The organism is Gramella sp. MT6 (genome assembly GCF_019357415.1).
Taxonomy (GTDB): domain Bacteria; phylum Bacteroidota; class Bacteroidia; order Flavobacteriales; family Flavobacteriaceae; genus Christiangramia.
The window spans coordinates 1211670-1231189 of sequence record NZ_CP048410.1 but is presented as its reverse complement, the minus strand read 5'-3'; the positions used below and the strand labels follow the sequence as shown (position 1 = coordinate 1231189).

Genomic DNA, 19520 nt, shown 5'->3' with positions numbered 1-19520 from the left:
AATGATAAGGTTATTACGTTATTTTTAACCTGAACAAATCACTTTGATGCTCAACGACCTACAGTTAAATAGCATACTGGAAGATTTTGATATAGCCTATTGGAAAATAAATCTTTTTTCCAAAGAGATATCCTGGTCTGAGCACTTCAACATTCTGGTTGGAAAACCGCAAATTGAAGAAGATAGATTTGAGTTCTTCATAAATCATATACTGCATCCAGATTACCGCTATGATTTTAGAATACACTTCGAAAAACTTATCAAAGAGAACGAGCCTTTTAGCTTTGAAATAAAGCTAAAGCTTGAGAATGGTAAATATCGCTGGTTCGAATGTAAGAACCAGAAAACAAGGAATTCTGAATTTCGGGAAACCGCGGTGCTCTTATTTGTGAATATTCACCAAAGTAAAAGAGATCAATATACCATTGAAGAAAATTTCTTTTACTACCGGGAAACGGCCGAGATGACCTCTACCGGTGGCTGGTATGTAGATACCGTAAACAAAAATATTTACTGGGATGATGTTTCCCTGAAGATCGTTGAATGCCCCCGCGATTTTCAACCGGCTTATGAAGACCGCATGAAATTCTATGCCAAGGAACATCATAACCGCATGCGCAATGCATTTGATAAGTGCGAAAATTTCGGCATACCTTTTAAACTGGAGCTCAAAATGGTCTCCTTTCAGCATCGTGAATTCTGGGTGCGATTAACCGGAAAACCCGTTTATAATGATGAGCAGGAAGTGGTTGGTATCCGCGGAGTCCTCCAGAACATAGATGAGAATAAGAACAACGAGCTTAATCTTCAGAATTCTTTAGATATCATTGCGACCCAAAATTCAAGATTATTCAATTTTGCACATATTGTTTCTCACCATTTAAGATCCCATAGCAGTAATCTAAGCCTCATTGTAGAGCTGTTGAGAGAATCTAAGACCGATAGGGACAAGTTTGATCTTCTGGCTAATGTCGAAGATGTCTCAGACAATCTTGATTCGGCTATTTCGAGATTGAATAATATTGTTAGTATCCAAACTTCCTTGAAAAAAGAACCTGTTCTAATCAGGTTTGAGGAAGCCCTTGAGATCGTTTTAGCATCGATCTCTTCGTTGATTAATCGAGAAAATGCAAAAATCGTCGCTGAATTTCAGGATTTGAAAGAAATTCGCTATATACCTGAATATCTTGAAAGTATTTTACTAAATTTAATCACGAATGCTATCCGGTATAGACAACCGGGGCGTAAACCAGTCATTTTTATTCAGACCTATGTCGAGAACGATAAAGAGTTTTTAGAAGTTAGCGACAATGGACTGGGAATAGACCTCGACGAGTATGGTGATAAGATGTTTGGAATGTATAAAACGTTTCATCCAAGTAATCCAGAGGCTAAAGGGATTGGTTTGTTCATAACCAAAAATCAGGTAGAAGCCCTTGGAGGGACCATATCTGTTAGCAGTACCCTAAACATTGGGACAACCTTTAAAATAAAATTCTAGATTCTATTTATTATGGGGCAAAAAGTAGAACTAGCGTGTATCATAGACGACGATAAGATATACGTGAACTTAGTAAAGAAGATCATAGAGATCAAAAAGCTTTCTGAGAACTTACTCATTTACAAGAACGGGAAAGAAGCACTGGATTACTTCAAGGAAATCATGCAAAATGTAACCGACGAAGATAAACTTCCAGACATTATTTTCCTGGATCTCAACATGCCCGTAATGGATGGTTGGGAATTTTTAAATGAATTTATCAAGATAAAGAACAATCTTAGCAAGAAGATCACCTTATATGTGGTTAGTTCTTCAATAGATCCACGCGATCTGGAAAGAGCAAAATCTTTTAATCTTGTTACAGATTATCTCATCAAACCTATCGAGCTGAAAAAATTCGAAAAGATATTCGATAGAACAGCTGCCTAATCTTTTTTCTTTTCAGGTTTATTTTCTTTTGGGAAAGCTCTTTTACTGAAGAGTAGCAACATCGCCACACCTACACTTATCGCAGAATCGGCTATATTGAATACCGGTTCAAAGAAAGTAAAGTACTTTCCTCCCCAAAATGGTATCCACTCTGGCAAATAACCTTTCCACAGAGGGAAATAAAGCATATCTACGACCTTTCCATGAAAAAGTGAGCTATAGCCTCCACCTTCGGGTAAAAAGCTTGCTACCTGCCCGTAACTTTCATTAAAAATAACTCCGTAAAAGACCGAGTCTATAATATTCCCGAAAGCTCCTGCGAAGATCAAAGCGATAGAAGTAATAAGGATCCTGGAACCGTTCTTTCTAACGGAATCCCAAAGCCAGTATCCAATCCCCACGATCGCTGCCAGGCGAAATAAAGTTAACGCCAGCTTGCCATATTCTCCCGGAATTTTAGTACCCCAGGCCATTCCTTCATTTTCAACAAAAAGAATCCTGAACCAGTCGAAGACTTCGATCTCTTCTCCTAAGGCGAAATTGGTTTTGATATATAATTTTGAAATCTGATCGATTAAAAGAATCAGTATAATAAGGAATCCGGCTTTTTTAAGGGACATGAATCAACTTTGTTTGAAAACGGGTCAAAAATACTAATATTATTTAGTTTTTACGCACCTTAATATTTCCGTCTATACTCTTAAGTCTTAACGGATTTCGGCCCGGCAGGAAATCTGGTATTTCCACAGTTCCATTCCGGCTTTCAGCTTCTATAAGGCCTGAAGAGGTTTCAACCGTAATATGTCCGGAATAGGTATTGATCACTGCATTTCCTGAAAAATCAGATAGATTGCAATAACCCTGTTTAAGATCTGCGTAAAAGGATTTGAAATCTCCATTTGCTTCTACCGAAGCGATATTAGAGCTAATAACGATCTCCAATCCTTCAGGAACCTCTAATTCTATTTCCAGGGAAAATACCTTATGAGCACTGAGCTTATCATATCCCCCGGTAAGTATTTCAGGATATTGAGTGCTTATATTTATAACTTCATTCAGCTGTTCCGTTTTTAAGATAATATCATCAAAATACTCTCCTTCTGAATGCGTATTAATACTGATCTGTGAAGTTTTGGTGGATTTGATCTTTATATGATAAACCTCATCAGTGTTTATCTGGATCTTTTTTACTCCTTCAGCATTAATGATCTCCCGGGTATTTTTTTGAGCATGACTCATACCGGTTATTATCACTATAAAAACTAATAAAAAATTCTTCAGCATCACCATTCTTATATCCAACAAAAAAACGTCCAAAAAGCAAATTCTGGACGTTTAATTTATAATTATGCTTTGCTACTATCGCTGCATGTTCTTTGCCTCGATACTTAAAGTAGCATGCGGCACTAAAAGCAATCTTTCTTTAGCAATAAGTTTACCAGTTACACGGCAAATTCCATAGGTTTTGTTTTCAATGCGCAACAACGCATTCTTAAGGTCTCTAATAAACTTCTCCTGGCGGATCGCTAACTGGGAATTCGCTTCTTTGCTCATGGTCTCACTACCCTCTTCAAATGCCTTGAATGTAGGTGAAGTATCATCTGTACCGTTATTACCATCATTCTTATAGGCGCTTTGATAAATTTCAAGTTGTTCCTGAGCCTTTTCAATCTTCTTCTTAATCAGAGTTTTGAACTCTGCCAAATCAGCGTCGCTGTAACGTTCTTTTACTTCTGTAGACATGGCTTAATGTTTTTTAATAAACAATCTGGTGGCAACTTCATCAAATTCGACTTCAGCACCTTCATTTACCACCTCTACGAATTCGAGCTTCGCAGTTAATGTTTCGTTTTTAATATAAGTTATATTATCGTTCACAGCATCCTCGATAATGCCGTCTTTTTGTAGGGTAACGTCAATCGTATCAGTCACTTCGTAGCCTGAATCCTTTCGGAGGTTCTGGATCCTGTTAACCAGCTCTCTGGCAACACCTTCCTTTTTCAACTCCGGACTAATACTAACGTCCAGGGCTACTGTCAAGCCACCATTGCTGGCAACTAACCATCCTTCGATGTCCTGAGAAGATATCTCAACCTCCTCAAGGTTCAATTTAACTAAATTTTCGCTAATTTCTACCTCTATCTCGCCTTCACGCTCGATTTTAGAAATGTCTTCTGCCGTGAATTCGTTTATCTTGCTGACAATCAGTTTTATATCCTTACCAAATCTTGGGCCAAGAACTCTAAAATTAGGCTTGATTTGTTTTACAAGTAAACCTGATGCATCATCGATTAGCTCGATCTCTTTGACATTTACTTCAGACTTAATTAGGTCTTCCACCGCTTTTATCTCCTGCTTCTGCTCCTCGTCAAGTACCGGAATCATTATCCTTTGCAGAGGTTGACGCACTTTGATCATCTCCTTTTTACGAAGCGAAAGTACCAAAGAAGAAATCGTTTGGGCTTTCTCCATCTTTCTCTCCAAAGATTTATCCACAAATTTTGGTTCATAAACCGGGAAATCTGAGGTATGCACAGATTCCGACTTATCTTTTCCAGTGGCAGCATTAAGGTCGCGGAACAACCTGTCCATAAAGAAAGGTGCTACCGGGGCTCCTAATTTAGCAACGGTTTCCAGACAGGTGTAAAGGGTTTGATAGGCAGAGATCTTATCCTGCTCATAATCACCTTTCCAGAATCTTCTTCTGCTTAATCTTACAAACCAATTACTAAGGTTTTCCTGAACAAATTCTGAAATTGCCCTGGTCGCTTTGGTAGGTTCATAATCTGCATAGAACTTATCCACTTTTTCAATAAGCGAATGTAATTCTGAAAGTATCCATCTATCTATTTCAGGTCTTTGCTCTAAGGCAATATCGTCTTCAGCATAGCTAAATTCATCAATGTTCGCATACAGCGTAAAAAATGAATAAGTATTATATAGGGTTCCGAAGAATTTACGTTGAACTTCTCCAATTCCCTCAATATCGAACTTGAGGTTATCCCATGGATTCGCATTAGAGATCATGTACCAGCGAGTCGCATCTGGACCATAAACCGCAAGGGTCTCAAACGGATCTACCGCATTACCCAAACGCTTGGACATTTTCTGCCCGTTCTTATCTAATACAAGACCGTTAGAAACTACATTTTTATAGGCAACATCATCAAAGATCATCGTTGCGATCGCATGAAGTGTATAGAACCATCCACGTGTCTGGTCTACACCTTCCGCGATAAAGTCAGCCTTACGCCATTTATCTTCTACTTTTTCCTTGTTCTCAAAAGGATAATGCCATTGTGAATAAGGCATAGAACCAGAATCGAACCATACGTCGATAAGATCTGCCTCACGCTTCATTGCTTTTCCGGAATCTGAAACCAGGGTAATACCATCTACCACGTTCTTGTGAAGATCTACTTTTTCGTAATTCTCCTCGCTCATATTACCTGGCTCAAAGTCTTCGAAAATATCTTTCTCAAGAACTCCCGCATCAACAGCTTTGGCCATTTCTTCCTTAAGCTGGGCTATAGAACCAATTACCTTTACCTCTGTTCCATCTTCGGTTCTCCAGATAGGTAATGGGATTCCCCAATACCTGCTTCGGCTTAGGTTCCAGTCATTAGCATTAGCGAGCCAGTTACCAAAACGTCCTTCTCCGGTCGATTTTGGTTTCCAGTTAATGGTCTGGTTCAGCTCATGCATTCTATCCTTGAATTCGGTCACTTTAATGAACCATGAATCCAGCGGATAATATAATATTGGTTTATCTGTTCTCCAGCAATTTGGATAGCTGTGAACATATTTTTCAACTTTGAATGCTCTGTTTTCTTCTTTTAATTTGATCGCAAGTTCAACATCTACAGATTTCTCTGGAGCCTGTCCTTCGTCATAATATTCATTCTTCACATACTTCCCGGCCAATTCACCCATTTCTGGTCTGAATTTACCCTGAAGATCTACAAGAGGAACCAAATTTCCATTCTCATCCTTCACCAACATTGGCGGCACTTCGGGAGTTGCCTGTTTTGCAACCAGGGCATCATCTGCACCAAAGGTTGGCGCGGTATGCACGATACCGGTACCATCTTCAGTCGTGACAAAATCTCCGGAAATTATTCTGAAGGCATTTTCAGGATTATCGTTTGGCTGGGCATATGGTAATAATTGCTCATATTTAACCCCAACAATATCCTTTCCTGAAAAGCTTTCACCTATCAGGTAAGGGATCTTCTTATCTTCTTTTGAATAAGAATTAAGATCTTCCTCAGATTCTGCTTTTCTGAATTTTTTATCGAATTGCTTTTCAGCAAGTTCCTTCGCTACAATGATAGTAATTGGCTCGAAGGTATACTGGTTATATGTTTTTACGGTAACGTAATCTATTTTAGGACCAACGGTTAAAGCGGTATTCGAAGGCAACGTCCATGGAGTTGTGGTCCATGCGATAAAGAACAAATTCGGGATATCCTTTAGAAAATCCGGAAGTGTTTCTTCCTTTACCTTGAACATTGCAGTTACCGTAGTATCGGTCACGTCCTGATAAGTTCCTGGCTGATTCAACTCATGCGAGCTCAATCCCGTTCCGGCTTTTGGTGAATAAGGCTGAATGGTATAGCCTTTATAGATAAGATCTTTCTTATAGATCTCTGAAAGCAGCCACCAAACCGTTTCCATATATTTGGATTTGTAGGTTATATATGGATCTTCCATATCTACCCAGTAACCCATCTTTTGAGTAAGATCGTTCCAGACATCGGTATAACGCATCACCGCATTTTTACAGGCTTCGTTATATTTCTCGATGCTTATTTTGGTTCCGATATCCTCTTTGGTAATTCCAAGTTCCTTCTCTACTCCTAACTCCACAGGAAGCCCATGAGTATCCCATCCAGCTTTACGCTTTACCTGGAATCCCTTTTGAGTTTTATATCGGCAAAAAATATCTTTTATGGCACGAGCCATTACGTGGTGAATTCCCGGTAGACCATTGGCTGAAGGCGGACCTTCAAAAAATATAAATGGTTCTTTACCTTCACGTGTAGACACGCTCTTTTCGAAAATATCATTTTCTTCCCAATAATTGAGGATTTCTTCTGCCACCTTAGGCAGGTCAAGACCTTTGTATTCAGGGAACCTTCTGCTCATTTTCTCCTTTTTTCAAATGATGTGCGAAAATAAGGATTTTTAACAAAAGATGATATTATTCTAAGGTAAAATACACGTGTTATTATTCTTATGGAAAAACTTAAAAAGCTGAAACTTAAATGCTTTTAATAAACCAAGATTAAAAAGTATAGGATAATGCGATGATCAAATTCCTTCCGGCAGCTGCTATCCCTGATGAATAGGTACGATATCGCTGGTCTGTAATATTCTCTACAGAAACAGTGGCCAGCCACTTCGAACTGAATTCATACTGCCCGGTTAGATTCAGAGTATACCAAGATGGGGAATATGGATTTCCATTTTCATCGAGGGCATATAAATAGGGTTTACCCTGTTCGCCAGGAGCAAGATCCTCAAAATCGAATTGACCATTATACTCAGTAAAAAGATCAAATTTCAATCGCCTTTTGTGCCAGATCAAATGCGTATTTCCAAACATAGGTGCAGCGTGTCTTAAAGGTACATACTCGCCACCTTCGTTTTCCTCTCCATGGGTATAACTAAATTGGGATTTAAGCCTTAATGCCACAGAAAAATCTACTTCCAGTCCCGCTTCAATCCCATAAACATAGGCATTGGCAGCGTTCTGAATTGCCTGTACCCTGCTTGGCTCGCCCTGGTATTCAATTTCTGTTACTCCATTCAGGTCATAGTCCCTTCTTACCATGGCATTATCCAGATAAGTATAATAACCCGTAAGGGCCAAACGGATATTATCATCAAAATTGAAATCGGCTCCAAGTTCAGCATTATAGGCGTATTCCGATTTTAGGTCTGGATTAGGAACCACTACAGATCCCGGTTCAGAATCAAAGATCTTCCCAACATCATCGATATTTGGAGCTCTAAATGCTGTTGAAAGGCCAAGCCTCCAGCCTACAAAATCATTCTGTCTCCAGTTTAGACCAAGACTTCCAGTGAGCGCCCCCGTACTGATATCTGCCCTGTCAAAAGGAAAATCATAGAACCTGTCATCAAAACTGGCATCTACCAAAATATGATTATACCTGATCCCAGATTGTAATGAAAATTTTTCGTTGAGTTTCCACTGGTAACTGGTATAAACCGCCATGGATTGCCATGTAGACCCATCGGGATACCTGCTGGCCGTTTCACCATTTTCTGAAGTCTGAATATTCCTGAAACTACCTTCAGAACTAACATTATTCAGCACATATTCAAACCCGTAAAATAATTTACTTTGAGACAAGCCTTTCTCAAAATCCAGGTTTGCGGAATAGGCATCTACATTTTCTTCAGTTGTAAATAATATATTTTCACCAAAATCCCGGTCATTTCTGCTTTCACCAAAGAATTGATAAGCGCCGGTAAACTGGACCTTATCATAAAATTCTGAATCGCTGCGGTGATTAACCTTCAGGTTTCCCAGGAACCATTTCTGAGGTCCGTAATACCATTCTGCCGCACGAAGAACCCCATCTCTTTTTCTAGATAACCTATCAAAGCGTGGAAAATCTGAAGTTTCTGAATATATAAGTCCCAGGTTTAGATCCCAGTCTTTAGATGGCATGAATTTTATCTTTTGAAGCAGGTTCAACTGCTCATATCCTGTTGGTTTTTGAACCAAGGGATCTTCATTTTGCAGCATCACATCAACACCATCCTGCCGGGCAGCATAATCTGGCCTTAAATAATCATCTGAGCCGTGCTCTCCCATTTTAAGGTCACCGAAATCTGAATAGGTCACACCTGAGACAAACGCCCAGCTATCCCTACCTATATTAAGATCTGCATGTACCGTGTTCTCATTATTCGCAGTTGCAAAGCGGGTATAAATATTTCCCGAAAAAGAGGTTCCTTCCTTAAAACTGAATTTCGGCTTTAAAGTGTAGAAATTCATAACTCCTCCAATCGCGTCACTCCCATAAACCACAGATCCAGGACCTAGTATAACCTCGGCTGCCTCTACCATCATAGGATCTACCGATATCACATTTTGAAGGTTCCCACTTCTGAATATAGCTGAATTCATCCTCACCCCATCCACGGTGAGAAGTAACCTGTTCGTTGAAAAACCCCTTATCATGGGACTCCCACCGCCAAGCTGACTTTTTTGAACAAATACCTGCCCCGTACTTTCTAGCAGGTCTGCGGATGTTTGCGGGCTGGCAAGTTGAATTTCTGAAGGGGTGATACTCACGATCTTTTGTGGGATCTCATCCTTTTTAAGTTTGAAACGAGCCACCGAAAGGGTTATTTGCTCTAATTGATTTTCACTAGAATGAAGCAATACGATATTCGAATTATTCTGAATTTCTCTTTTCCTGCGATAAGCCTCGATATAGGAATCTGAATTGAAAATGATGACCTCGGTATCTGAAAATCCCGAAATATCAGCTTTTCCAGAGCTATTTGTAATTGTAGATACAGATTTGTCATTATTGTAAATAGCTACCTCACCTATTGGTTCGCCAGAATTATTATCCAGAACGGTGATTTCCTGGGCATATGTTATTGAGAAAATAAAAAGAAATAGTGAAAGTAATTTTAATCGCATTTAGCCAAAAATTTCATTTAATATACTTAAAGACTTTGGTTTACGGAATCCTTCGATATGGAGTTCATAATACAACAAGAGCATATTAAGAAATTCATTTCGGGAGGTCTGGTTCATTTTTATTTGATGCAAGGTATCAAAATCGGTGCCCAGAAGACTTTTTAGCAAATCTACATTTTTACCTTCTATACAATAATCATTCGTTGGGATTTCCTGAAAAACACCGTCCAGCAAATTGAAGACAGGCAAATCTTTCATTCCAATTTCCGGCTGAAACCCGAGGTATCGCGTAAGATTCAGTAAAAATAGGAGATGAAAATTTGCAAATTTATCGGTCAGGTCCAAAAAGTGAAAACTATATTCCAGGTAATTGAAAAGCGGTTCATTATTTTCTTCCTCGTGAATGGAATTTCGTAACATTTCGGCCAAAAACATGGTCATTGCCTGTTTCACCGGGTGAGTATGCAGAGTTTGATAATTGCCAATTACCTTCGCTTCTCTCAAATATTCCATCTTACCGGTGCCGCGATGATTCGCAACGATCTCAAGCTGGGTGAGACTTTGAAACATGGATGCCTTAAATTTTCCCTTTTTCGATTTCAGCACACCTTTGAGCATATAGGTAAACAGACCATCAGATAAAGTATAAGCTTTCACTATCAGATCTGCCTCCCCATATTTTAAAGCACTAATAATGATCGCTTTGGTCTGGATGAGCATTCAGGAAAATTTGGGGTGAATTTATAAAAAAAGCCGCTTTTAAAAAGCGGCTCTTTGTAATTATATATAATTGATCTTTAAACTACACCCTGAGAAAGCATCGCATCGGCAACTTTTACAAAACCTGCAATATTTGCTCCCTTCACGTAATCTACAAAACCATCTTCTTCTTTTCCATACTCCACACATTTTTCATGAATATTGTTCATGATCTCATGAAGCTTTTTATCAACTTCTTCAGCAGTCCAGCTATATCTCATAGAGTTCTGAGACATTTCTAATCCTGAGGTAGCAACACCACCGGCATTTGAAGCTTTTCCGGGAGAGAAAAGAATTTTTTCTTTATGGAATACAGCGATTGCCTCTGGAGTACATGGCATATTAGCACCTTCTCCAACACAAATACATCCATTCTTCACTAATGTTTTTGCATCTTCTTCTTCCAGCTCATTCTGAGTTGCACATGGAAGTGCTACATCACATTTAATTCCCCAAGGAGTTTTACCTTCATGATATTCTGCTGAAGAATACTCATCAACATATTCGCTGATTCTTCCTCTCTTCTCATTCTTTAACTCCATAATGAACTGAAGTTTCTCAGCATCTATCCCGTCCTTGTCATAAATGAAACCTCCGGAATCTGACATGGTAACTACTTTAGCTCCTAACTGGGTCGCTTTTTCAACAGCATACTGGGCAACGTTACCTGCGCCAGAAACAACTACTGTCTTACCCTCAAGATTTTCATCTCTGGTTTTCAGCATATTTTGCGCAAAGTATACATTACCGTAACCGGTCGCTTCAGGTCTAATTAAAGAACCACCATAAGAAAGTCCTTTTCCGGTTAGAATTCCAGTAAATTCATTCTGGATCCTTTTATACTGTCCGAATAAATAACCTATTTCACGAGCACCTACACCGATATCCCCTGCAGGAACATCACAGTCTGCGCCAATATGTCTTTGAAGTTCTGTCATAAAACTCTGGCAGAATCTCATTACTTCATTATCTGATTTTCCTTTAGGATCGAAATCTGATCCACCTTTACCTCCACCCATTGGCAGCGTGGTAAGGCTGTTCTTAAATACCTGCTCAAAAGCAAGGAATTTAAGGATACTAAGATTTACTGAAGGGTGGAAACGCAAACCGCCTTTATAAGGTCCAATCGCCGAGTTCATCTGGATACGAAAACCGCGGTTCACTTGAATATCTCCATTATCATCTAGCCATGGCACTCTGAACATCACGACTCTCTCTGGTTCTACCATGCGCTCGAGAAGCATTTTGTTCTGGTATTTTTTATTTTTTTCTATAAAAGGGATTACCGTTTCTGCAACTTCATGAACCGCTTGCATAAATTCTGGTTCATTCTGGTTTCTGGTTGACACCTTTTCCAGGAAATTTTTGATGTTTTTTTCCATAATGACTGGCGCTATTATTAAATTATAAAAATTAGGTCCAAATTACGCTGCAAATATAAATATTCTTTAATGATTAAAAGTTTCATTCTGTCATTTGATATAAAATTAACTTTTATATGAAAAGCCCTATAATACTAAGTTCAATTAAAATTCCGTTATTGTATTTTGCTATATTTGCCTACACTGCTAGTCAACCCTCATGATTAAAACCAGAGCAATAATTATTATTACTTTGCTTCTCTCGCTTTGGTCGGGCAAGGCTTATAGTCAATTATATGTCTCACATGAAGTAGGTGTTATTACCGGCCCTGCAGGTTTCTTTACAGATTATGGAGAAAGATGGAATGTGAGAAATAACCTGGAAAATGAAGGTTTTGGAGTTGGACTGGTGTATTATGCTAATTTGGCTTACAAGCCCTATTGCAATTGTAAACCTACCAACCTATTTTTTAGAAAACACTTTAGAATTCGCGCCGAGATCGACTATATGCGTTCTAATTTAGACCATTTTGGACCTGTAGCTTCCAAAAATACTGAAGGAGGAAGACAACTAAGAGCGATGCACGGGAACACCGAACTCTACCAGGGTGGCCTGGCGCTGGAGTATCATTTCTTCGGAATAAAGGAAGCCAGGGATTTTGCTGTTCTTTTCGCTCCGTTCCTAAGCCTTGGAGCAAATTATGTTTATTATAATCCCGATGCCTATTCAGAACTTGGGCCTTTAGACGACCCTAAAGTGTTGTTCAATACCTTTGAAGATGGGATTTTTCTTGAAAGCGGAAGTACTTTTTCTATTAGTGGAAGTGCCGGAGTAAGGTACAGGCTGGGCAGACAGAATGACCTGCAGCTAGAAGCCAGGGCAATTTATTATGATTCAGACAAGATTGATGGGCTTGATGTACAGGGGCCCCAGAATAAATTCAATGATTTTGTTCTCTGGTTCAACCTGGGCTATATTTTATATCTTAATTAAGTTAATGAGAGTTCGGTAGATTTGATCACCTTTCCTCCTTTTCTCAAAATATCAATTCTGGCCTTTTCATATTCATCATTATTCAATGCCCTTGTTGCGTCTTCGATCAAAATCGATTTAAATCCTTCTCCCAAAGCGTCTATGATCGAAAAATAAACACAGTATTCCGCTGCGAGACCAGCAAAATACAGCTCTTCAACTTTCTTTTCTTTAAGATATCCGCTAAGACCGGTAGATTTTAAATGCGCGTTATCGTAAAAGCCACTGTAACTATCTATTTTCTTATTAGTTCCCTTTCTGAAAATCGCCTCGATCCTAGAAGTGTTCAGGTCTGGATGAAACTCTGCTCCTTGAGTATTCTGTATACAATGTTCTGGCCACATCACCTGGTCCAATCCATCTAACTTAATGGCTTCGAATTCCTTTTTACCTTCATGAGAGGATGCAAAACTAGCGTGACCGGTAGGATGCCAATCCTGGGTGGCGATCACCAGATCAAATTTTTCTTCCAACCTGTTTATTAATGGCACAATTTCATCTCCTTTGGGTACGGCAAGCGCGCCACCAGGCATAAAATCATTCTGAACATCTATAAGTACAAGTACTTTCATTTCAATTTTTGTTTTGAAGACCTAATAAGCTTTTCCCTTTCATCCCTTAGTCTTTCACTAATTCCAATTTTATAGATATGCGGATTATTGAATCTCTTATATTCTATAGGCAATTCTGAAAGACGGGTTAAACTATATTCTGAAATTTCTTTCAGACTCCTTTTATTTATAAGCATTTCACCATTTTCCATTACTTTTTGAAGTAAAGGTTCCTGATGAAAACTTTCAACTTTCATAGATTTATATGGCTCAAAAGGATGAAACATTTCAGAGATTTTTCTCTCCTCAAATAAACCAATGGCATCTGCACCAATGCATTTTCCATGATCATCTTTCATCCTGAAAACCTGCTTTTTATGCGGAAGCGTTACCTTAAAGATACTTTCAGAGATCTTGATCCTGGGTTTCCCATTGGAATAAGCAAGTTTATACACCCCATCCAGGGCGCCATCTGGATCCCCGGTAACGAGATTAGTCCCGACTCCAAAAATATCTATAGGAGCCTGTTGTTCCAATAAACTTTTAATCACATGCTCATCCAGTTGATTAGAGGCTGCGATCTGCACATAATCGAGGCCTGCTTCATCTAAAAGCTTTCGACTCTCTTTAGCGAAATAGGAGAGGTCGCCACTATCAAGCCTTATTGCTAATAACTTTTCTCCTCTCGCCTCCATTTCTTTAGCAACTTTAATAGCATTAGGAACACCACTCTTCAAAGTATTATAAGTGTCAACCAGTAACACACATCCATCTGGTCTTCCTTCAGCAAAATCACGGAAAGCTTCCAGCTCATCATCATAACTTTGAATAAAAGAATGGGCCATAGTTCCCGAAACCGGAATATCGAAAATCTTACCTGCCATAACATTACTGGTCCCATCGAAGCCTCCTACTACTGCTGCACGCGAAGCATAGAACCCACCAGTTGCCTGAGCTCTTCTAAGGCCAAAATCCAGCAAAGTGGCATCACCTGCAACCAATCTTATCCTACTTGCTTTCGTGGCAATTAAGGTTTGAAAATTAAGCAGGTTCAGGAGGATAGTTTCTATGATCTGGGCTTCAATAATATTCGCCTTCACCTGAAGAACGGGCCGGGTGGGAAAAACCACATCTCCTTCGCTGGCAGAATAGATCGTTCCCCTGAAACGAAAATCCCTTAGGTATTTTATAAAATCATCTTCAAATCCCTGTTTTTTCAAGAATTCAAGATCATTATCTGTAAACCTTAATTCTGAAATTGTTTTCAAAAGGTCTTCCAAACCTGAAAAAACAGCATACCCACCATCGTATGGAAGTTTCCTAAAATAATAATCGAATATCGCATTATGATCTCTATGACCCTTTTTAAAGTATACCTGGGCCATAGAAAGTTGGTACTGGTCTGTATAAGTAGCAGAAAAATTATTCATGGAATTGGAATTGGTTAGCTATCGCTTATCTCCTTTAATTTAGTTGTATATAGCTGGAGATCCTGGTCATTGAACACTACAAATTTAATCTTTTTGAGATGCTCGAGTTGCGGCAGTTCTCCTAAAACTGTATTAAAAACAACCTCTACGGCGAGATCTGGAGGATAACCGAAGATTCCCGTGGAGATTCCCGGAAAACCGATGGAAACGAGTTTTTCCTTTTCAGCTAGTCGTAAACTGTTCCTGTAGCAGGAAGCTAACAATTCCTTTTCAGGTTTATCACGACCATATACAGGACCCAGGCAATGGATCACCTTTTTATTAGGAAGATTATAAGCATTAGTAATTACAGCTTCTCCAGGATAAATGGGAGCAAGTGGTTTGCATTCTTTATAAAGTCCTTGGCCGGCTTTCTGATGAATTGCACCGGCAACTCCTCCACCCGGGGCAAGTTGAGCATTGGCTGCATTCACTACAACCTCGAGATCTGGCTGATCTGTAATATCGCCTTTAGAGACCTCTATTTGAATATTTTGATCGTTGTAAACCATACTTTTTAGGTATAATTTACGCAATATTCAAAAGAAGGGAAAAATATTAACCCGGTATTAATCTTTCAGATCTTCGGAGATCGAGATCTGGTACATTTCGCCATCGGTTGGATCCAATAATTTCGAACTTTGCAGTTCAATGGTATTTCCGTTTTGAACCCATGGGATTTCTTCAGAAGCATTTTCAGCATCATAGCCGGTAAACCAGGCAAAATCTATATCCTGATAATATGAAGTTACTTTAAGATTGTAGACCTCATTTTTCTTATCCCATTCTATAAGAAATTCACTATCGTTTGGGATAGGCTCAGCGGTGTTAGGGTCACCGTTATCAGAAATGTAAATTGTAGTCATTTCTCCAGGTTTGAACCATAAATAGGTGTTATCCCATTTATCTCCATAGCTAGCCGGATTCACCAGAGCCACAGGATTACATCCTGTCATTGATAAGAAAAAGACTACAAAAAAAATCAACTTTAAAATTCGACCAAAAAAACGGCCATTAAAAAGTGTTGGGGCAAATTTGTATTCAGAGAATACATTCTTTATTAATGTCATTTCTATTTTTCGATATAGTAGGCTAGATCGTAATAGATTATTGGGGCAGCGCGAAAATATATTTCTTAAACCCCGTAGAAAAACATAAGCCAACCTTTTCTATATACTCCTCAAAAAACTCGACAAACGACCTAAAAATGAACTTTTTAAGCGTAAGAACCTTACGATGTTAATTTCAGTTAAAACAACATAGTAGACGTAATTTTGCTAGTAATATTCCCATGAAAAATTATTTAATATTAAATTTATAATAATCTGTTTTTCAGACATTCAACCTATTAAATTTATGTTTTATGAACGCAAGATTAGAACTAAGAAGGTTGGCAGTTTTAATTATTTTCAACCTGATTTTAAGTTTCAGTTTTTCTAAGGAAATTTATGCTCAAACTGAAAAGGATGAAAAAGAAACCTCTGAAATAGACTACAAAAAAGAGGCGCCAGATTTTGAATTACCAAATCTTGAAGGAGAAATAGTTAAACTACAGGATTATAACGATAAAATACTTGTACTACATATTGCTACGACCTGGTGTCCTTTCTGTAACGCCGAAGCTCCGCATTTAGAAAAACTATATCAGGAATATAAAAGTAAGGGAGTTGAAGTATTAATTATCGACGTAAAAGAATCAAAAGAACTGGTAGAACAGCAACTAAAAAACAAACACAATCTGTCTTTTCCCATCCTGTTAGATACAGATGGCAGCGTTGCCGCAAGTTTCGCCCCGGAGAATATTCTTCCAGACCTGGCACGAGATGAAGTTATGCTTGCTTCCAATCTTATCATAGACCAAGAAGGTAAGATTAGGTTCATGTCCCTGCTGGATTCTAAGAATTTTGATGCTAAACTCCTTGACCTTAAAGCAAAACTCAATGAGCTTTTATAAGCTAATATTCATTACCTCTATATTCATTGCAGTACAAAACGATTTTGTGGTTCTGAAAAATGAAGAGACCACAATTAGTTCAAATAAAGATTATACCGAAGTCATATTATTATTTACCATAAAACCTGGATATCATATTCAAAGCAATAAAGAAGTACCAGAGAACATCATACCAACAAGTATATACTTTGAAACCTCCGAATCCTACACCATTTCACTACAGGAGCTCATTGTACCAGTTTACGACACCGTAGTTTTAGATGAAACCCCTCATATGGTGATCAGTGATGAATTCCAGGCTAAAGTGCATTTGAAAGCCTTAAATTCAGAAACTTCAGGTTCCAATTTATTAAAAGGAATACTTACCTACCAGGCCTGCGATGATAAAAAATGCTATTTTCCCAGGGAATTGAAATTTGACATTAGTATATAAAAAAACCACCTCCAATGAGGTGGCTTTTTAATTTATCTATTAATTGATTATACCTTTTTGTAGCTGGAATTATATTCTTCCATCAGGTTCATAATAGCATTCATCAATTCTTTAGTTTCAAGCAGAATGTTGAAGTATAGCGTCGTGTTCTTAGGACTGGATTCTTCTGTTCTGGTTCTTGAAACCTGTTTTTCTATCTTATCATTGATACTTTTAAGAATCTCTGCTTTAGAATCTACAATATCACTTATATATTCAAATCTCTTATCTGTAAATATCCGGTCGATCTTACCTAATAGATCACTTAAAGTATCATCGATCTCCTTAAGATCTGTAATTTGATTATATCTAAGCGGCTTATGGTTATTGTTGATATGCTTGTAGCTCTTTTTAGAAATATATTCCAGAGACTGAGCGATATCGGTTAAATGACCAAGTATCGTAATATAAAAACTACTTCCTCTTACACTTGTCTCATCAAGACTTTTGATAAAGAAGAAAATATGATCACGAAGGTCCTCAATTTCAGCCTCAAGCTTATCTACACCTTTCTTACTCTTTTTAAGTTTCTTTTTATCCTGTTTTGCCAGACCGGTCAATACATCTGAATAGATCTTATTAGACCTGGAAACAACGTTAGAAATATTTTCTGCACTTTCGGCAATAATTCCCTGTACGGTCTTACTTTCAGATTTTTTTAGTCCGGACTTATCTGCTTTCGCGATCGCCTTGTTCTTATGAGAAATATAGTTTCTCACCAAAAGTCCTATAGCTACTAATAATAGAATTGCTATCGCAGGTCCCTTTCCAAGGAAGATGATATAGGTAAGGATCCCGGCAGCGGTAAAAGCACTAAAAGCTGTAAAGAACCATCCACCAATCACGTTCAGTACACCAGCAACTCTATAGACTGCACTTTCTCTTCCCCAGGCTTTATCTGCCAGGGAAGTACCCATAGCCACCATAAAGGTTACATAGGTAGTTGATAATGGTAGTTTGTATGAGGTCGCGATAGATATCAGAACTCCGGCAACGGTAAGGTTAATAGAAGCTCTTATCATATCAAAAGCCGGTTGTTCTTCAGCCTTATCTCCAACCAGAATATCATCTGGTTTTTCAAAGCTCTTACTGATCCTCTTTTTTGTTCCAACAGGAAGGATATGTCTTAACCCATCTGCAAGTTTCGTACTTCCGGCAACTACTGCTCTGGAAAGCATATTAGGATCGAACTTTTCTGTTCCGTGACCTTGTCTTGAAAGACCAATTTCAGTTTCAGCAACACTTCTTGCTTTTTTAGAGAACCATAGGGTTAAAACCATAACACCTCCTGAGATAAATAACAGGATAGGTTCTGCCGGTACTTTCTCTCTCAGAACTTCCATAGAGAACGCAGATGCCGCCTGTCCAGATGCAGCCCATGCTTCATAAGAATGGTAAGCTGCCATTGGCACCCCGATAAAGTTCACCAGGTCATTTCCGGAAAAAGCGAGGGCAAGACCAAAGGTTCCGATTGCGATAACTATAATAAGGATACTTTTCTTGAAGATCTTCATGAACAACCATGAGAACAAGGTCCAGAAAACAAAGCTTACTCCTATTACGGCATAAACCTGGCTGGAAAGTATGTCTTTAAAGCTGTCATAATAAGGAGTTCCTTTAAGACCTTTAAAGAAAATAAAGTAACCTATAGCAGTTAAACAAACTCCACCAAAAATGGCTCCAAAATTTTTCACTTTCTTTTCATATTCAAATGAAAAAACCAATCTTGAAAGCCACTGTACAAGGGCACCTATAGTAAAGGCGATGATTACCGAGAGGAATATCCCCGAGATAATTTCACCTGCTTTGTCTGTATTAATATACCCCGCAAGGTTTGAAAGCGTTTCCGTATCTGAGGCACTTATTTTTATCAAGGCCATAACCACGGCTGCCCCCAGTAATTCAAATACAATGGATACCGTCGTAGAGGTTGGCATTCCAAGGGTATTAAAAAAGTCCAGCAAGAGAATATCGGTGATCATGACGGCCATAAAAATGATCATGATTTCATCGAAATAGAACTGACCTGGCATAAAGATCCCTTTACGCGCCACTTCCATCATTCCACTGGAGAATACTGCTCCAAAGAAAATACCCAGACTGGCCACGATCATAATGGTCTTAAATGAGATCGCTTTGGAACCAATAGCTGAGTTCAAAAAGTTTACAGCATCATTACTAACTCCAACCACCAGATCGGCGATGGCAAGAACCACTAATGCTACTAACATCAACAAATAAATATTTTCCATTTTTTATGTTTAAAAAGCGGTGCAAGTATCCAATCAAATTAAGGATTTACTG

At 38.6% G+C, this 19520-nt stretch carries 17 protein-coding genes; 5 read left to right on the top strand and 12 right to left on the bottom strand.

Going from position 1 to position 19520, the window contains the following annotated elements; all coding sequences use genetic code 11:
• Positions 1 to 46: 46 nt before the first annotated feature.
• Together G3I01_RS05640 and G3I01_RS05635 are read left to right on the top strand one after the other, a co-directional pair.
• Positions 47 to 1501 (top strand): PAS domain-containing protein, encoded by a 1455-nt coding sequence (locus G3I01_RS05640; protein WP_219551900.1) that lies wholly within the window; start codon positions 47 to 49, stop codon positions 1499 to 1501.
• Between the two features lie 12 nt (positions 1502 to 1513).
• Positions 1514 to 1930, top strand: coding sequence for a response regulator (locus tag G3I01_RS05635; protein WP_219551898.1), 417 nt, complete (start codon positions 1514 to 1516; stop codon positions 1928 to 1930).
• On the opposite strand, the gene G3I01_RS05630 is transcribed toward G3I01_RS05635, so the two are convergent.
• The 7 genes from G3I01_RS05630 to gdhA all read right to left on the bottom strand — a co-directional run bounded on the left by G3I01_RS05630 (position 1927) and on the right by gdhA (position 11758).
• Positions 1927 to 2550, bottom strand: coding sequence for a lipoprotein signal peptidase (locus G3I01_RS05630; protein ID WP_219551896.1), 624 nt, complete (start codon positions 2548 to 2550; stop codon positions 1927 to 1929). The two genes, G3I01_RS05635 and G3I01_RS05630, sit on opposite strands and share 4 nt — an antisense overlap.
• 43 nt (positions 2551 to 2593) lie before the next feature.
• Positions 2594 to 3169, bottom strand: a complete 576-nt coding sequence (locus tag G3I01_RS05625) for a hypothetical protein (protein ID WP_219551894.1) — start codon at positions 3167 to 3169, stop codon at positions 2594 to 2596.
• A gap of 120 nt (positions 3170 to 3289) precedes the next feature.
• A complete protein-coding gene (locus G3I01_RS05620; RefSeq protein ID WP_108171052.1) occupies positions 3290 to 3673 on the bottom strand; it encodes a TraR/DksA C4-type zinc finger protein in 384 nt (127 codons plus the stop codon).
• 3 nt (positions 3674 to 3676) lie between these two features.
• Positions 3677 to 7078: an isoleucine--tRNA ligase gene (ileS, locus tag G3I01_RS05615; protein ID WP_219551892.1), complete on the bottom strand. Its 3402-nt coding sequence runs from the start codon at positions 7076 to 7078 to the stop codon at positions 3677 to 3679.
• 139 nt (positions 7079 to 7217) lie between these two features.
• Complete coding sequence (locus G3I01_RS05610) at positions 7218 to 9617, bottom strand: TonB-dependent receptor (protein ID WP_219551890.1); 2400 nt, start codon at positions 9615 to 9617, stop codon at positions 7218 to 7220.
• On the bottom strand, positions 9618 to 10337 hold the full coding sequence (gene recO, locus G3I01_RS05605) for a DNA repair protein RecO (RefSeq protein ID WP_219551888.1): 720 nt from the start codon (positions 10335 to 10337) through the stop codon (positions 9618 to 9620). It abuts the gene before it with no gap.
• Positions 10338 to 10414: 77 nt separating this feature from the next.
• The gene (gdhA, locus tag G3I01_RS05600) at positions 10415 to 11758 is read right to left on the bottom strand and encodes an NADP-specific glutamate dehydrogenase (RefSeq protein WP_219551886.1); all 1344 of its coding nucleotides are present in this window, start codon (positions 11756 to 11758) and stop codon (positions 10415 to 10417) included.
• 199 nt (positions 11759 to 11957) lie between these two features.
• Between gdhA and G3I01_RS05595 the strand changes: the two genes are divergently transcribed.
• Positions 11958 to 12731, top strand: a complete 774-nt coding sequence (locus G3I01_RS05595; protein ID WP_219551884.1) for a glutamate dehydrogenase — start codon at positions 11958 to 11960, stop codon at positions 12729 to 12731.
• Here G3I01_RS05595 and pncA read toward each other — a convergent pair.
• From pncA to G3I01_RS05575, 4 genes are read right to left on the bottom strand one after another with little or no spacing between them, the layout of a single operon-like run.
• On the bottom strand, positions 12728 to 13342 hold the full coding sequence (gene pncA / locus G3I01_RS05590; protein WP_219551882.1) for a bifunctional nicotinamidase/pyrazinamidase: 615 nt from the start codon (positions 13340 to 13342) through the stop codon (positions 12728 to 12730). The genes G3I01_RS05595 and pncA overlap by 4 nt on opposite strands.
• Entirely contained in the window at positions 13339 to 14751 is a 1413-nt protein-coding gene (locus tag G3I01_RS05585; protein WP_219551880.1) for a nicotinate phosphoribosyltransferase, read from the bottom strand. The genes pncA and G3I01_RS05585 overlap by 4 nt, the downstream gene beginning before the upstream one ends.
• A 14-nt stretch (positions 14752 to 14765) precedes the next feature.
• On the bottom strand, positions 14766 to 15302 hold the full coding sequence (locus G3I01_RS05580) for a macro domain-containing protein (RefSeq protein ID WP_219551878.1): 537 nt from the start codon (positions 15300 to 15302) through the stop codon (positions 14766 to 14768).
• 57 nt (positions 15303 to 15359) lie between these two features.
• On the bottom strand, positions 15360 to 15746 hold the full coding sequence (locus G3I01_RS05575; protein ID WP_219551876.1) for a hypothetical protein: 387 nt from the start codon (positions 15744 to 15746) through the stop codon (positions 15360 to 15362).
• Between the two features lie 407 nt (positions 15747 to 16153).
• Here G3I01_RS05575 and G3I01_RS05570 point away from each other — a divergent pair, with 407 nt between their 5' ends.
• Both G3I01_RS05570 and G3I01_RS05565 read left to right on the top strand, forming a co-directional pair.
• Entirely contained in the window at positions 16154 to 16744 is a 591-nt protein-coding gene (locus tag G3I01_RS05570; RefSeq protein ID WP_219551874.1) for a peroxiredoxin family protein, read from the top strand.
• A complete protein-coding gene (locus G3I01_RS05565; RefSeq protein WP_219551872.1) occupies positions 16731 to 17177 on the top strand; it encodes a protein-disulfide reductase DsbD domain-containing protein in 447 nt (148 codons plus the stop codon). Before G3I01_RS05570 ends, G3I01_RS05565 begins: the two co-directional genes overlap by 14 nt.
• 47 nt (positions 17178 to 17224) lie before the next feature.
• On the opposite strand, the gene G3I01_RS05560 is transcribed toward G3I01_RS05565, so the two are convergent.
• Positions 17225 to 19468, bottom strand: coding sequence for an inorganic phosphate transporter (locus tag G3I01_RS05560; protein WP_219551870.1), 2244 nt, complete (start codon positions 19466 to 19468; stop codon positions 17225 to 17227).
• Positions 19469 to 19520: the final 52 nt, after the last annotated feature.